At 67.5% G+C, this 15,745-nt stretch carries 7 protein-coding genes and 1 pseudogene; 5 read left to right on the plus strand and 3 right to left on the minus strand.

Annotated features, from left to right (window positions below):
* Positions 1–108 precede the first annotated feature (108 nt).
* The 3 genes from FGW37_RS24615 (at position 109) to FGW37_RS24625 (ending at position 6,821) form a co-directional block, all read left to right on the plus strand.
* Positions 109–2,160: an APC family permease gene (locus FGW37_RS24615; RefSeq protein ID WP_179083033.1), complete on the plus strand. Its 2,052-nt coding sequence runs from the start codon at positions 109–111 to the stop codon at positions 2,158–2,160.
* A 111-nt stretch (positions 2,161–2,271) separates the two neighbouring features.
* Positions 2,272–3,600: a class I SAM-dependent RNA methyltransferase gene (locus tag FGW37_RS24620; RefSeq protein ID WP_179083034.1), complete on the plus strand. Its 1,329-nt coding sequence runs from the start codon at positions 2,272–2,274 to the stop codon at positions 3,598–3,600.
* Positions 3,601–3,830: 230 nt separating this feature from the next.
* Positions 3,831–6,821: an AAA domain-containing protein gene (locus tag FGW37_RS24625; protein ID WP_218650601.1), complete on the plus strand. Its 2,991-nt coding sequence runs from the start codon at positions 3,831–3,833 to the stop codon at positions 6,819–6,821.
* A 126-nt stretch (positions 6,822–6,947) separates the two neighbouring features.
* Here FGW37_RS24625 and FGW37_RS24630 read toward each other — a convergent pair.
* From FGW37_RS24630 to brxD, 3 genes and pseudogenes are all read right to left on the minus strand, one after another.
* A pseudogene (locus FGW37_RS24630) lies at positions 6,948–8,830 on the minus strand (DNA/RNA helicase domain-containing protein).
* A 447-nt stretch (positions 8,831–9,277) separates the two neighbouring features.
* Entirely contained in the window at positions 9,278–11,407 is a 2,130-nt protein-coding gene (locus tag FGW37_RS24635; protein ID WP_179083036.1) for a DEAD/DEAH box helicase, read from the minus strand.
* Positions 11,407–12,741: a BREX system ATP-binding protein BrxD gene (gene brxD, locus FGW37_RS24640; RefSeq protein WP_179083037.1), complete on the minus strand. Its 1,335-nt coding sequence runs from the start codon at positions 12,739–12,741 to the stop codon at positions 11,407–11,409. Before brxD ends, FGW37_RS24635 begins: the two co-directional genes overlap by 1 nt.
* A 149-nt stretch (positions 12,742–12,890) precedes the next feature.
* Here brxD and FGW37_RS24645 point away from each other — a divergent pair, with 149 nt between their 5' ends.
* Positions 12,891–14,708 (plus strand): DUF262 domain-containing protein, encoded by a 1,818-nt coding sequence (locus FGW37_RS24645; RefSeq protein ID WP_179083038.1) that lies wholly within the window; start codon positions 12,891–12,893, stop codon positions 14,706–14,708.
* Positions 14,705–15,745 (plus strand): CBS domain-containing protein, encoded by a 1,041-nt coding sequence (locus FGW37_RS24650; RefSeq protein ID WP_179083039.1) that lies wholly within the window; start codon positions 14,705–14,707, stop codon positions 15,743–15,745. Before FGW37_RS24645 ends, FGW37_RS24650 begins: the two co-directional genes overlap by 4 nt.

The following is a 15,745-nucleotide window of genomic DNA, read 5'->3' on the forward strand; positions in this document are numbered from 1 at the left end:
GAGCGTCCTCGCCGCTCCACGGACCGGGTGGTGCGGCGTGCGCCACATTTCCGTTCCGGCGGGTGGCGGGTGGGCGGCCGTCCGGGGGAGCGCTTACGCTTCTCTGTTGTGTCCAAACTGACCGACCTGCCGAAACGGATCCTCATCGGCCGGGCGCTGCACAGCAGCAAGCTGGGAGAAACCCTTCTCCCCAAGCGCATCGCCCTGCCCGTCTTCGCCTCCGACCCGCTCTCCTCCGTGGCGTACGCGCCGGGCGAAGTGCTCCTCGTGCTCTCCGCGGCAGGCGTGTCGGCCTACCACTTCAGCCCATGGATCGCCGTCGCCGTGGTCGTGCTGATGTTCACGGTGGTCGCCTCGTACCGCCAGAACGTCCACGCCTACCCCAGCGGCGGCGGCGACTACGAGGTCGCCAACGTCAACCTCGGCCCCAAGGCCGGCCTGACCGTCGCGAGCGCCCTGCTCGTCGACTACGTCCTGACCGTCGCGGTCTCCATCTCCTCCGGCATCGAGAACCTCGGCTCCGCCGTCCCGTTCGTCATCGAGCACAAGACGGCCTGCGCCGTCGGCGTGATCGTGCTGCTCACCCTGATGAACCTGCGCGGCGTCAAGGAGTCGGGCAAGCTCTTCGCGATCCCCACGTACGTCTTCGTCGGCGGCGTGTTCATCATGATCGTCTGGGGTGCGGCCCGCGGCTTCTTCATGGACGAGACCATGAAGGCCCCCACCGCCGACTTCACCATCCACGCCGAGCACCAGGGCCTCGCGGGCATCGCCCTCGTCTTCCTGCTGCTGCGGGCCTTCTCCTCGGGCTGTGCGGCCCTGACCGGCGTCGAGGCCATCAGCAACGGCGTCCCCGCCTTCCGCAAGCCGAAGTCGAAGAACGCCGCCACGACGCTCGCCCTGATGGGCGCCCTCGCCGTCACCATGTTCTGCGGCATCATCGGCCTGGCCATGGCGACGAACGTCCGCATGGCCGAGAACCCGGCCACCGACCTGCTCAAGAACGGCACGCCGGTCGGCGAGGAATACACCCAGAACCCGGTGATCTCGCAGGTCGCCGAGGCCGTCTTCGGAAGCGGATCGTTCCTCTTCATCATCCTCGCGGCATCCACCGCGCTCGTGCTGTTCCTCGCGGCCAACACCGCGTACAACGGCTTCCCGCTGCTCGGCTCGATCCTCGCCCAGGACCGCTACCTGCCGCGCCAGCTGCACACGCGCGGCGACCGCCTGGCGTTCTCGAACGGCATCGTGCTGCTGGCGGGCGCCGCGGCCGTCCTGGTCTACATCTACGGTGCGGACTCGACCAAGCTGATCCAGCTCTACATCGTCGGCGTCTTCGTCTCCTTCACCCTGAGCCAGACCGGCATGGTCCGGCACTGGAACCGCCACCTGCGGACGGAGACCGACCCGGCCAAGCGCCGCCGCATGATCCGCTCCCGCGCGATCAACATGTTCGGCGCCTTCCTCACCGGCCTGGTCCTCGTCGTCGTCCTGCTGACGAAGTTCACCCACGGCGCGTGGGTCGCCCTGCTCGGCATGGTGATCTTCTACGCCACCATGACGGCGATCCGGAAGCACTACGACCGGGTGTCCGAGGAGATCGCCGCCGACGAGGGCCCGGGCGACGAGACCGTCCGCCCCTCGCGCGTCCACTCGATCGTCCTGGTCTCCAAGATCCACAAGCCGACGCTGCGGGCCCTGGCCTATGCCAAGCTCATGCGCTCCGACACCCTCGAAGCGCTCAGCATCAGCGTCGACCCGGCCGAGACCAAGGCGCTGCGCGAGGAGTGGCAGCGCCGCAGCATCGACGTCTCGCTGAAGATCCTCGACTCGCCCTACCGCGAGATCACGCGCCCCGTCATCGACTACGTCAAGAGCCTCCGCAAGGAGAGCCCGCGCGACGTCGTCAGCGTCTACATCCCGGAGTACGTGGTCGGCCACTGGTACGAGCACCTGCTGCACAACCAGAGCGCCCTGCGCCTGAAGGGCCGCCTGCTCTTCACGCCGGGCGTGATGGTCACCTCGGTGCCCTGGCAGCTCGACTCCTCCGAGGCCGCCAAGCTGCGGGCCCGCAAGCGCGCCGAGTGGAATGCGCCGGGTTCGGTGCGGCGGGGCCCGGTGGGCGAGCAGAAAAAGGAAAAGGCGTCGACGAAGAAGTAGCGAAGAAGTAGCACCGTCGACCCGGTGAATTCGCAGGTGGGGTGGGACGGCCCGTAGACTGGACGGCTGTCCCACCCCACCTTTTCTCTTAAGTCTCTGGAGCCGGCCACCATGCAGAACGCACCGCAGGAATCGCTGGTCGGCGAGGAGTACGAGGTCGAGGTGGGCCCGGTCGCCCACGGCGGCCACTGCGTCGCCCGTACGGAGTCGGGCCGCGTCCTCTTCGTCCGCCACACGCTCCCCGGCGAGCGCGTGATCGCGAAGGTCACGGAGGGCGAGGCGACGTCCCGCTTCCTGCGCGCAGACGCGGTGCAGGTCCTGGAACCGTCGAAGGACCGAGTCCCGGCCCCTTGTCCCTTCTCCGGCCCCGGCAAGTGCGGCGGCTGCGACTGGCAGCACGCCAAGCCCGGCGCCCAGCGCCGCTTCAAGGGCGAGGTCATCGCCGAGCAGCTCAAGCGCCTGGCGGGCCTCACCCCCGAGGACGCCGGCTGGGACGGCACCGTGATGCCGGCCGAGGGCGACAAGCTCCCCGCGGGCGAGGTCCCCGCCTGGCGCACCCGCGTCCAGTACGCGATCGACGCCGAGGGCCACGCGGGCCTGCGCAAGCACCGCTCGCACGAGGTCCAGGTCATCGACCACTGCATGATCGCGGCGCCGGGCGTGAACGAGCTGGGCATCGAGAAGCGCGAGTGGCCGCAGATCGCGACGGTCGAGGCCATCGCGGCTTCGGGCTCCGCGGACCGCCAGGTGATCCTCACCCCGAAGCCGGGAGGCCGCCTCCCGATCGTGGAACTGGACAAGCCGGTCTCGGTCCTCCGCATCGGAGAGAAGGACAAGCAGGTCCACCGGGTCCACGGCCGCCCCTTCGTCCGCGAGCGCGCCGACGAGCGCACCTATCGCGTGGGCGAGGGCGGCTTCTGGCAGGTCCACCCGCAGGCGGCCGACATGCTGGTGAAGGCCGTCATGCAGGGCCTCATGCCCCGCAAGGGCGACATGGCTCTCGACCTCTACTGCGGCGTGGGCCTCTTCGCCGGAGCCCTCGGCGAGCGCATCGGCGAGAAGGGCGCCGTCCTCGGCATCGAATCCGGCAAGCGCGCCGTCGAGGACGCCCGCCACAACCTCCAGGACCTCGACCGCGTCCGCATCGAACAGGGCAAGGTCGAGCAGGTCCTCCCGCGCACGGGCATCAAGGAGGCCGACCTCATCGTCCTCGACCCGCCCCGCGCCGGCGCCGGCAAGCAGACGGTCCACCACCTGGCCTCCCTCGGCGCCCGCCGCATCGCCTACGTAGCCTGCGACCCGGCCGCCCTGGCCCGCGACCTCAACTACTTCGCAGAAGCCGGCTACAAGCCGGTAAAGCTCCGCGCCTTCGACCTCTTCCCGATGACGCACCACGTGGAGTGCGTGGCCATCCTGAAGCCCACGGGAAACCGCGTCTGACTTGATACGGGGGCCTGCCTGGGTGCCGGCTCAACCGTCAACCCTGGTGAGGGGATCCTGCCGGTGTTGCGGGGGAGGCTCAAGGTGTATGTCCAGGTGCTGGCCGGAAAGCTTTGCCTTGTTGTTCCTTCTATCTAAAGTCGCACTACTCGGCATCCGTAGCGGCCGGTGGCTCCGCTACTGGACAACAAGGGGTGGGAATGAGTGAGGGAGCGGAACGGCCGTATCCGGTGAACGAGCTGCTGGAGGCAGCGCGTCTGGAAATTGCTGCTGAACTGCACAGCGACGGGAAGGAAGGGCAGAAGGTCTCCCTGTCCGCGGGCCGCAGGATCTCGACCGCAGCCGACAGGTTCGAATACCTGTTCAGCTGCAGGAAATGGCTGGATACGATGGACGGCAAGCCCGCTTTGGTCCGTGCGTCGCGGTCGACCGGTGACTGGGCTCCGGCCGAAGTATCCCGCATGCCCGATGGCAAGGTGCGGATTGTCACTGTGACGGATCTCGGTGGGGCACCCGCCCATGTGCAGATCCGGGAAGACGATGCCGCATCATGGCGAGCTCTCGCGGAGCGACTGGAGACGGTGGGGCAGCCGAAGCATCCGGTGCGGGAGGAGAGCGCGGGATGGATGCTTGGGCGGGGCGCCCCGAAGCTCCGGAGTGGGGGGACCGCTGGGCGCTGGGTGGCTGACTGGACTTCGCTCCAGCTGAACCCCCGTCAGCGCCAGGCCGTGGAGCAGGCACTCACCAGTGAGGTGCTGTTTCTCTGGGGGCCTCCGGGGACCGGTAAGACCGACGTCGTCGCGCATATCGTCGAAGGCAGCTACCGCCAGGACCTCTCGGTGCTCTTCCTCGCACCCACGAAGGTGGCCGTGGACCAGGCTCTCGAACGGATCTGTGAGCTGCTTTCAGAGGAGGATGGCTTCGCCGACGGGCTCGTACAGCGTGCCGGCGAGATCACCGTCCCTTCGCTTCGTGACAAGTACGGCGATCAGGTAGACACCGAGCGCATCGCCGCGAGGCTGACTGCCCGCATCGACGCCTCCCTCATCCGGCTCGGAGCGGCTCTCCAGGACGTACGCGAAGGCGTCGTCGTACACGACAAGGTGGAAGGGCTTCGAACCGACCTGGCGTCAGCCCAGAAAGCCTATAGCGAGGCCGGGCGAGCGCGGGCTCTCCATACCGAGGCCCAAAACCAGGTTCGTTCGCGGATATCCGCCCAAAAGGCGGTGATGGCGAAGATCGGGGTGCCGAGCGGGATGTTCGCAGCCCGGAAGAGGGCACAGCTGGACAGCGCGCGGGCTGTCCTGGCTCAGGCCCAGGTGCTGTCCCAGCAGGCGGCGACGGCCCTGGCCGCCGCAGACCTCGACCTGCGCAGGGCTACTGGCGAGATCACAAAGATCAGGGCCGCTCTCTCGACCGAGCTGCCGAAGCTGACGGGATTGCCCACACGCACGGTCCTCGGCACGCAGGCTGAGCAGCTTCAACAGGAGATCAGTGGGCTTCAGGAGCAGCGCAGACGCATCGAGGAGACCATCCGCTCGAAGTGCCGAGTGCTCGGCGCGACGGTAGCGAAGGCCGTGCAGGCGCGGAAGCTGTTGGATCAGGTCGATGTCGTCGTTATCGACGAAGCGGGAATGGTCGACCTGCCGTCAGCCTGGTACGCGGCCGGGCTGTCCGGGAAGCGCGTCGTGGTAGCCGGCGACTTTCGTCAGCTCCCGGCAGTGACGAAGAGCGAAGGCGACCGTAAGGCGACCAGTGCCGAGCGGGAGCACGCTCGACAGTGGACCGCCCAGGACGTGTTCCATACGGCCGGTCTGGTCACCGCGGGGGGTTCAGTGATCCGTGACGCGCGGCTCGTGGCACTGGACACTCAATACCGTATGCGCGGCGCCATCTGCGACCTCGTGAACACGGTGGCCTATCCCGACGCGCCTCTCCGGACCGGCCGTGGAGACGCTTCCCGCATCCCCTTCAACACACTCGTTGATTCTCCGCTGATCCTCATCGACACCTCGCGGCAGCGCATTCCAGGCCGGGACCATCTCACCAATACGGTGCATGAGGCAGCCGTGCATGAACTCGTCCGCGGCCTGCAGTACGAGGGGGTGCTGCCCGGCCGGAAGTGGGAGGAGGCGCCGGTCGGCGAGCGAGCCGCCGACCGACTTGCCGTGATCGCCCCGTATCGGGCGCAGGTGAAGGCGCTGAAGAGCAGCCTCGCCTATCGATTCGGCGAACAGTTTGAGGGGCTTGTGGACACGGTGCACCGGTTCCAGGGCAGCCAGCGGCCTATCGTCATCCTCGACACCACGGCCGGTGCAGGGGCGAAGCCGGGTTACTTCTTTCAAGGCACCGGGCTGTCCTCGCATACCTGCCGCCTGCTCAATGTTGCCCTCAGCCGTGCCCAGGACCACCTCATCGTCGTTGCGGACGTCGAGCATCTCCGCCGGCACCTGTCCGCGGACAGCGAGGCACGGCGCATGCTCGACCACCTTGAGGCACACGCTCAATGCATGTCCGTCGATGAGCTCATCCCCGTTCGTGAAGCCGCCCAGCTCGCCTCGCTCACGGACGAAGAGCTGGCCCGACCCGCCTTCTTTCCGGCCGACGAAGTACCCAGGGCCGTGCACTGGGATATCGACAGGGCCGGCCAGAGCATCGAGATCTACTGCCCGTTCCTCGACCCACGGCCCGTGCGTACCTGGTCAGCACATTTGGCCAAGCGGATAGCCGACGGTGTCAGCGTCATTGTCCGGACTCGGCCCCCTCAGGAGCAGACCACGGACGCGGCTGTTGAACGCGCCCAAGGGCTGGTCGAGGAACTGCGTGCGGTCGGCTGCCAGGTGGAATTCCGCGAGCGAATGCACGAGAAGGTCCTCATCCTCGACGGTGCCGTCCTTTGGCACGGCTCCCTGAACCTTCTGGCGAATTCGGGTCCGACTGACCTGATGATGCGGCTCACGGACCCTTCCGCGTGTGAGCGTGTGGGGCGCGTGATCGAGCGGGCGCGCAAGGAACGGGCCGCGTGGAACCCCAGGCCCTCCAACCGTGCAACCGACGCACCCCGCGGGCGGCGGCTGTACTTGAATGTCCCGTATGCGGAGAAGGATGAGGCGAAGCGGATTCTGGGCGCTCGCTGGGACAAGGAGCGGCGCCAGTGGTATGTAGACGCCGACCGGGTCAGTCGTGAACAGGCAGCACGATGGCTGCCGTCACCGTCCTGAGAGCGAGGAACGGGGACCTGCACGGGCGTCGGATTCGTGGTGAAAGAAGCAGGACACACGCCCCGGTGGCGCTATGCCGTCCCCATTTCGCCTCCTTGAGCCGACGTGGAGGGTGTCCTGCGCCGCTTATTCCCCTGAGTTCGCGGCCGACGGAATCAACGAGCGGAGCTTCTCGCGGGTTTCAGGGTCTGTCGAGTAGATGATCGTTCCGATCATGCCCCGGGTCAGCAGCACCTTGTAGGTGTTGCGGACAAGTCGGTCGACGTCCTCGTCAGGGGTGGCCTTGGTGAAGGAGGGGTCCTTGGACGCGGTCCGGTCCACCACCCAGCGGTCGGTCCGCCAGACGAGGTCCGAGCCCATGATCACGCCCGACCAGTCGTACTCGAAGCCCTGCGCGGTGTACACGCACCCGATCTGTTCGAAACCCGCGGGATCGGTGGCCCAGAGCGGTGCGGGCGGCGCACCGAGCAGGGAGCGGTCCCCGTACAGGTTCCACGGCCTCGCCCAGTCACCGATGGCCACGTCGGTGGGTAGCCCCGTCATGCTCGGAGTGATCTTCGTCGTCCACTTCCAGCAGTAGCCCGCCGACATCCGAGCGCCGTAATCTTGGGCGCGTTGCGCGGCCAGGAAATCCTCCAGCTCCTGGGGACTGTCCGACGTCAGCAGCTGTACCTTGCCGTCGGGCTCCCACACGGCGAGCCCGTCGCCTTCCAACCCCAGCAGGCCCGTCACCCACCGCAAATACGCGTCACTGCCACCGCACCGGAACCGGCTGTCCAGCTCCACCACCGTGCACTCCAACCCCTGTTCTGCCGCGGCCTCCTGGATCTGGTCCACCGTCCCCATCTCGCCCGGACGCACCACCCGGTGCTGGTCCAGCAGGAACACGGGAACGCGGGCTGCGTCCATCAGCTCCGCCACTTGCGGGCGGCCGGTGCGCAGCGTGGCCTTGGTATAGCGGTTGGCAGAGGTCTTGCGCAGCCGGTGTGCGTCGTCGCAGACGAGTACGTCGAGGTCGTTGGGCTCAGCCTCCATGAAGCTGTTGAAGTAGCGGAAGAGTCGCTGGACCTCGGGCTTCCGGGCACCCGCGACCTTGCGCATCCTCTTGGTGAAGGACTGTGAACCGGTGGCGTGAAGGGCGGGCACTCCACGCCGGTACAGATCGCCCAGCAGGGACAGCGCGATCACGCTCTTGCCGGAGCCTGGGCCGCCCGTCACCACGACCACCTGCTTGTGGTTGGAGCGCCGTGCCTCCCGGACCGCGGACATCACCGTTTCGTAAGCGAGTCGCTGCTCGTCCACCAGCACGCACTGTTCCCGGTCGCGGACTTCCTCGGCGGCGACAGCCATGAGCTGCCTGGACGGCCGGACCTTGCCCTGGAGCAGCGACTAAGCCGCGTCGGCGCCCGGCTTAGGCGCCAGCCTTGAGCGCAGGTAGTTCAGGAAGGCGCCGCGCTGCTCACCGGTGAACATGCGGCCTCGACGGTCCTCGGTGACGGCGCGCAACCCCGCTACCCGAACTCGGTCGCGTTGTGCAGGTACGCCACCCCGGCGACCGACTCCGGAATCCGTTCCAAGGCCCCGTTGAACGACACCAGGTAGTCGCAGTAGCCTCGCACCTGCTCAATCGGGTTGAGGACGGGCTCCGGGTAGGCGGGGATGCGGCAGCGCAGCGGATCGTCGCCCTCGGGATATGCCTCGCTCCACTGTTTGAGTTCCACCACCACGTACGAGGGCTCGCCGGTGGCCGGATGCACGTCGGCGAGTATCACGTCCGCGCGCTTGCTGGTCAGCGGCAACCCGTACTCCAGCAGCATCTCGACGTCGCCGAGCCCGGCTTCGACCAGCGCGTTGGTGAGCGCGGGGATGCTGCGGTCCCAGGAGCGCACCTCCGACGGCTGGGGTCGATGGCGGTGCTTGTGCAGGAAGTTCTCGGTCAGGAGCTCTGCCAGACGCCCTTCAAGGTGCGTGCGGTTGGCCAACGACCCCGCGGACTCACGGAACAGCAAGAAAATGCCCCCAGGCAGCACGAAGTAACTCGTGCGGGTGGGGGCATGTCCTTCGTTTCCGCAGAGGCGGAGCGGAAGCCCGTCGGGCCGCTGAGATGGTCCTCGTCATTTAGAGCAGGACGTGGATCAGGTACCCGGGGCGTGGCCTCCGGGGGCCCGGCGTTCTGACGTCGTCCCGGAGCCCGAACGTCGGATATCTCGCGCTGTGAGCCAGAAGCATCACCGACCAGTGGGCCGAGCTCACCAGCCGCGCCTTCGATTCCGGGGCGGCTGCAAGAGTGGTCGGCCGCAACCCGCGATGCGGGCCTTCCGGTGCTCACCTCGGTCGCTGGGCTGGTCGAGGCCAGCCGCCCGAAGGTCAACGATGCCACGCTGCAATGGGCCCCGGTCCGACCTCGTGTGGAGCTCGTTGCCCTGTTCCGATCGTGCTCGGCGCGACGTTCGCCGTCAGGCGGAGGAGCCGAGGTGGAAGCGCACTGGCTCCGCCAGTGCTGCGCGCGCCCCCTCGAAGTCCGCGAGCCGAGTGGCGACCGTCGCCACCGCGAGTCGCTGGGGCAGTGCGGCGGAGAACTTCAGCCCGCGCACCGCACGGTAGTCTACGTTGGGGAGTGTTAATGCCGCGCCTGCTTCGACGCCTTCGCAGGCCGTGCGCCAGACCGCGGGCGTCAGGTCCTCCCGTAGCCGTACGTAGCTGTCCGTCGGGCGCTGGACGGGATCGGTGACCGATGGCAGTGTCGCCGCCAGCGTGGCATTGGCGCGGTAGCCCGCCCAGGTCCACCAGCGCACATCGTTTCCCGTGCGGGTCACCAGTGTTCCGCCGGGGTGCACGACATGAGGAGCATCGTCCCGCCGCCACTCAGCGAGGCACGCCACGGCCCGTCGGGTCAGAGAGACCGGAGGGTCGTCTCCCAGAAGGACCTCGCGCATGGCACGGGTGAGCGCGTACGACAGGCCGGCGAGCGAACCGCTGGACCACTTGGCGATGCCACCACTGTCGACCGGTTCGACGAACACGCGCTTGCGGACCCAGTCGATGAAGGTCACCTGCCAGCTTCGCCCGGCGAGCAGCAGCCGGCGAGGGCCCGGCCGCTCCTCGGTCAGGACGGACGGGTCCGTCCGTCCGATCTCCGTGCGCCCTGACAGCACGGTGAACTGAGGAGGAGCCGTGAAGGAGGCCGTCAGCTCGATGAAGTGCCGACGGCCGAAGCGCTGTTCGGCTTCGGGGCCGATGAGCAGCATCCCGCCGTCCTCGTCGAGGAAGCCCTCACTCACCAGATGGCGCAGGACCGGCGCCGCTGAGCGGTCGAAGGGTGCGAGGCCGTTCCACTGCTCGGGCCACAGCTGGTCGCCGAGCTTGTGTTCTTGGAGTATGGCGGCCAGCAGTTGCTGCGCCACCAGGTGACGGGGATCGGGGGGAGCGGTCACCGGCTCGACCCAGCCCTGTCCCCAGAGCAGGAGAAGCGCGGCCGCCTGCAGCAGAGTGTCCTTGCCTGTCGCGAGGAACAGGCAGTTGCGTGTGGATCCCGTACGCCGCCCCGTCCGTCCGAGGCGCTGCAGGAACGAGGCCACCGTGCCGGGTGCGTCGATCTGAATGACGCGGTCCAAGTCGCCCACATCAATGCCGAGTTCCAGCGTGGACGTCGAGACAATGACACAGTCGCGCGCTTCTGCGAATGCCTGCTCGGATCTGGCCCTCTCCTCCGCAGCCAGCGAGGCGTGCGACAGGAACACGGTCACATCGCGTGCCCTGAGCGCTGCACCCAGCTGCTCCACCTGTCGCCGTGAGTCGCAGAACACCAGCCGCTTTTCGCCTTTGTGCAGGGCGGCGATGAGTTTGGCGGCGTTGTCCAGGGATCCAACGTAGTCCAGTTCCACTTCGCTCGCCGGGGGTGCACCGTCCGAGGCCGGAGCGATGACCCGGCTCGGCCGCTTCCCGGCGCCGGACCCCTGCAGCCAGGAGAGGAGTTGCTGGGGGTTCCCGACGGTTGCCGACAGCCCGATTCGCTGGAGCGGACGTCTCGTGACCCGCTGTAGACGCTCCAACACGGCAAGTAGGTGCCATCCGCGGTCGTCGCCCGCGAAGGCGTGCACCTCGTCGACGATGACTGCCCGCACGTTCCCCAGTAGACGGGCATGGTCGGTCTTCACGCCGATGAGCATGGCCTCAAGCGACTCCGGTGTGGTGAGCAGGATGTCCGGAGGATCGGTGCGCATGCGCTGCCGCTGTGACTCCTTCGTATCGCCGTGCCACAAGCCGGCTCGCCGCCCGAGCCACTGGGCGTACGAGTCGACGCGGGTCAGTAGATTGTTGAGTAGCGCCTTGAGCGGACACAGGTAGAGCACGGACGCGCCGCGCCAGCCCTGCCCGGACATGGCCGACAGGATCGGCAGGCAGGCTGCCTCGGTCTTGCCGCCGGCCGTCGGAGCGAGCAGCACAGCGTCCTCGCCGTCCATCAGCGGGTTGATCGCGTCGCGTTGCAGCGGTCGCAGGTCGCGCCAGCCGAGCGTGTTGACCACGTGGTGGAGTACGACGGGATCGAGCCGCTCGACCGGGTCCGGTCCGTCGGCGCGGGGCATCACACGTCCAGCTCGACATCGTCGGCCGATGCCGCAGCCATCACGTTGCGTTCGATGCCGGTGAGCTCGCTGTCAGCCACCGTCAGCCGGTAGTGCTTCCTGGGGTCGAAGTCCTCGAACTGGTCGATGCGGTCGAGGACATCACCGACGAGCTTCTTCAAGAACAGCCGGGGTGCGACGCCGACTTTGCCGCCCAGGGCCCCGGCTACGGCGTGGGCGAGCTCGGCGACGTACGCATCATCCGCGCGTGCCGTGACGCGGTCGGGGGAATCGGCGCCCGTCGCGTACAGATCCCGGATGGTCACGCCGAGGTCCACCAGTGATTCCTGGCCGAATCCGGACAGTCGCAGTTGCACCGCGCGGGGATTGTCGAAGCGAGGTTCGGTGGTGAAGTCGGTGGCGAGGCGTTGCGCGAGAGGCGCGAGCCGCTGCACGCCCTGTCGGCCGTCGTAGAACGCAGGGGTTCCTGTGATCACGAGGTAGAGGCCGGGGAAGCGCCCCGAGTGCACCTCGTCGATGAGCTGCCGCAGTGCGTTGAGTGCCTTGTCCCGGGCATCCGATCGGACGCGTTGGAGCGTCTCCACCTCGTCGAGGACCATGAACAACCCCCGGTGCCCCGAATCGCGCAGCACGGTCAGCAGCCCCTGCAGAAAACCCAGGGCGCCGAAGTGGTCCAGTTCACCACGTACCCCGGCCGAGCGCCGTGCCGCGGCGGCCACGTGCGGCTGACCGCCCAGCCAGGCCAGGACGGCGGCCGCAGTCGCCTCGTCGCCTTCGGCGAGTGCCGACCGGTAGCCGCGCAGAGCTGTCGCGAAGGACGGGGCGTGCCGGGAGACCTCGGTGAGCCGCGCGATCAGTAGCTTCTCGACTTCGTCGGCCAGTTCGTCCTCGCACGCTCCGGCCGCGAGGGCGTCCTCCTCCAGCGCGTAGAACCAGGCGTCCACGACCGTCCTGAGCGCGCTGGGCGGGAAGCTGGGAGTGCTCAGTCGCTCGGTCAGCCGCCGGTAGACGGTCTCGAGCTTGTGCAGGGGCGTCTCGGTCTCCGAGATCTGGACCTCGGCCACGGCGAAGCCGAGGCGCTTGGCCCGCTCACCGAGCCACCGGGTGAAGAACGTCTTGCCGGAGCCGTATTCACCGCGTACGGCCTTGAACACCGACGCTCCGGAAGCGACCGCGTGCAACTCGTCGTCGAGCGCTGCCTCGAACCGGTTCAGTCCGGTGGCCAGTAGGTCGAGCCCGGCCTCCGGCACGGCTCCGCGCCGCAGAGCGTCGATCACCGCACGGCGGCGCGCCGCACTGACGGCGGCGGAGCGGGAGGGCTGAGCGGTACTCACGCCCTCCAGTGTCCCATTGAGTCAGTGGTGTCGAGGCGTGTGGGGTGAAGGCATGCCGTGGGGAACCGCGTTGACTGCCACGTTGCCCTCTTGGTCTAATCGCTGCCCGCGCAAGAGAGCGCGAACGGCGAGGGGCGGGGTACAGGGGCGTGGCAGGACTCGACAACGTGAAGCTCAAGGCCCTTCTGACTGATGTAGCGTCAGGAGCGTTGCAGCTGCCGGATTTCCAGCGTGACTGGAAATGGGACGACGATCGAATTCGCGCCATTATTGCGACGGTGACGCTCGACTATCCCCTCGGCGTAGTGATGACCCTGGAAACCGGTGGCGAGTCGCCGTTCCGGGCCCGGACTCTCACAGGGGCGCAAGCCGCGGAGGAGTCGGATCCCAGCCTGCTGCTTCTCGACGGTCAGCAGCGTCTCACCTCACTGTTCCAGGCGCTGTTCCAAGACAGACCCGTGGAGACCAAGGACGCTCGGGACAACGTCAAACGCTGGTACTACGTCGACATCGGCAAGGCCGTCGATTCTCCCACGGACCGTGACGAGGCGATCGTGTCCGTGCCCGAGGACAAGGTACTGCGGGCGAACTTCGCCCGCGATGTCCTCCACGATCTGACCGGCACCGAGGGGGAGTGCGCCGCTGGGCTTTTCCCGCTGCGCATCGTGTTCGACACCCAGAAGGTGAATGCCTGGCGGCGGGTGTACGAGAAGGGCGATGACCGGCGCTTCGACCTGTGGAGCCGTTTCGAGGAGCAGGTCCTCGAGCACGTGCGCTCCTTCCAGGTGCCCATGATCAAGCTGGCCGCCTCCACCTCCATGGACGCCGTCTGCGCCGTCTTCGAGCGGGTGAACACAGGAGGTGTCCCCCTCAATGTCTTCGAGCTCCTGACCGCTACCTATGCCGGCGATCGCGCCTACCGGGAGCGGGAGGGCTCGTACTACCAGCTGCCCAAGGCATGGCAGGCGATCAAGGAGGAACTGGCCGGCCGTTACCCTGTGTTCGGCCGCCTGGACGTCGGCCTTGACGACGGCCTGAGCAGCAGCGACTTCCTGCAGGCCGTCGCGCTCGTGCGGACCTGGCTGCGCAAGCAGGACGGGCTGGGCACCGGCGTCTCCTGCAAGCGAAGGGACCTTCTCGAACTGCCCCTCACGGATTTCGATATGCTGGCGCCCCGGTTGGCGGACGCGTTCGACTGGGTCGGCGCCTTCCTCGAGAAGCAGTGCATCGTGCGCGTCACCGATCTGCCCTATCGCACCCAGCTGGTGCCGCTCGCCGCGGTCCGCGCCATCCTCGGCGAGGATACCGACAAGCTCGGCGCCGAGGACATGATCACCCAGTGGTACTGGTGCGGCGTGCTGGGTGAGATGTACGGGGGCTCCACCGAGACCCGATTCACCCGTGATGTCGAGCAGCTCATCGAGTGGATCCGGCGTGAGGGCGTCGCCCCCGAGACCGTCAACGACGCGTACTTCTTCTCGGAACGGCTGGACACTCTCACCACCCGGAACAGCGCGGCCTACAAGGGGATCTACGCCCTGCTCATCAAGCAGGGGGCCGTGGACTGGCACTATACGGACGCCCCGCTGAAGCCGAGCGTTCTGGACGAGTACGGGGTGGACATCCGGCATGTCTTCCCGCGTACATGGGTACGCAGGCATCGGCCCGACGGCAGATTTCCGGCCAACTCCATCGTCAACAAGACGCCACTGTCCTTGCGCGCCGCCCAAGCCTTGACCGGTCCGCCGGCATCCTGGCTCGATTCCCTGGCCGTGGTGGCCGACATGCGCCGTGAATGGTTCGACGACGTGATCGCCACGCACCTGATCGATCCGTATTTCCTGCGGAAGAACGACTACGAAGAGTTCTACTCCGCGCGCTCCAAGCAGCTTCTGGCGATGGCGCATGCGGCCATGGGCAAGCGGACCATCCTGCGCGACATGCCGGACGACGAGGTGGTCCGGTGAACCGTCGGCCCAGTGAACGGGAGCTCATCGAGCTCAAGGGCTCCGAGGTGCCCCTCACGGAATTCCTCGATCTCTTCGGTGAGCGGGTGCGTCGGCCGTGGAACGTCTATGACATCGCCAAGGTGCTGACCGAGGCGGGCCTTGCGACCCTGCCTGACTTCGCCACATGCGGGGTGGGGGACCGCGTCCAGATCGTCGCCCTCGCGGTGGCGGTGCCCTCACCCCGAGAGAGCGAAGAGGCGGTCGAGGACGAACCACTCCCGTCCCACGCACTTCCGCGGCGACTGCTGGTCGGTGATCTGCCGTCAGCGCGCGCAGGTGTGCGCTGTGTATCGGCCACCAGCGCACTGTCCCAGGCGACCTATCTCATGAGACATCAGGGCTGCGAACAGGTGCCTGTCACGACGGGCATGACGGCCGTGCACGGCGTCGTCACCTGGCGCTCTCTGGCTCTGATGTACGAGCGGAAAAGAGAACCGACGCTTGAGAACGCCATGCAACAGGACTCCCTGCCGCTGGGGGACGTCCGGGACGAGTTCTTCGCCTGCCTGTCGACGCTGATGGAACAGGGCTACCTGCTGGTGCGGGGAGAGGACGGAGCCCTGTCCGGCATCGTCACTCCGGCGCACGTCGTCGACCGCTTCGAAAGCGCAGCGCGCCCGTTCTTCCTGCTCGGGGAGATCGAGTCGCTCCTGCGCCGGTGGCTGGGAGCCAGACTCGCCGACGAGGCCATCAAGGCTGTCCAGACCAACAAGAAGGCAGAGCGGCGTTCGGGCAGGGTCGAGGACCTGATGTTCGGCGATTACGTGCATCTGGTGGACGGTGAGCAGACCAAGACGGCCATGGCACAGCAGGCGGACCTCAACTGGGCCACGCTCCAGTGCGAATCACTGGACCGTGCCCAGTTCGTCCGTCATCTCAAGGAGGTGAAGGAGATCCGGAACCGGATCGCTCACTTCGACGCGGAACCGCTCCCGCCCGAGTCGATGCGGGAGCTGACCGCCTTCGCCGCCTTGCTGCGCGATTACGTCGGCTGA

Source organism: Streptomyces rectiverticillatus (assembly GCF_013394065.1).
In the GTDB taxonomy this organism is placed as follows: Bacteria; Actinomycetota; Actinomycetes; order Streptomycetales; family Streptomycetaceae; genus Streptomyces; species Streptomyces rectiverticillatus.

Bases quoted from the DNA above. Each gene is read 5' to 3' on its own strand.
- FGW37_RS24620 (WP_179083034.1), top strand. From the start codon at position 2,272: ATGCAGAACGCACCGCAGGAATCGCTGGTCGGCGAGGAGTACGAGGTC.
- FGW37_RS24635 (WP_179083036.1), bottom strand. From the start codon at position 11,407: ATGCCCCGCGCCGACGGACCGGACCCGGTCGAGCGGCTCGATCCCGTC.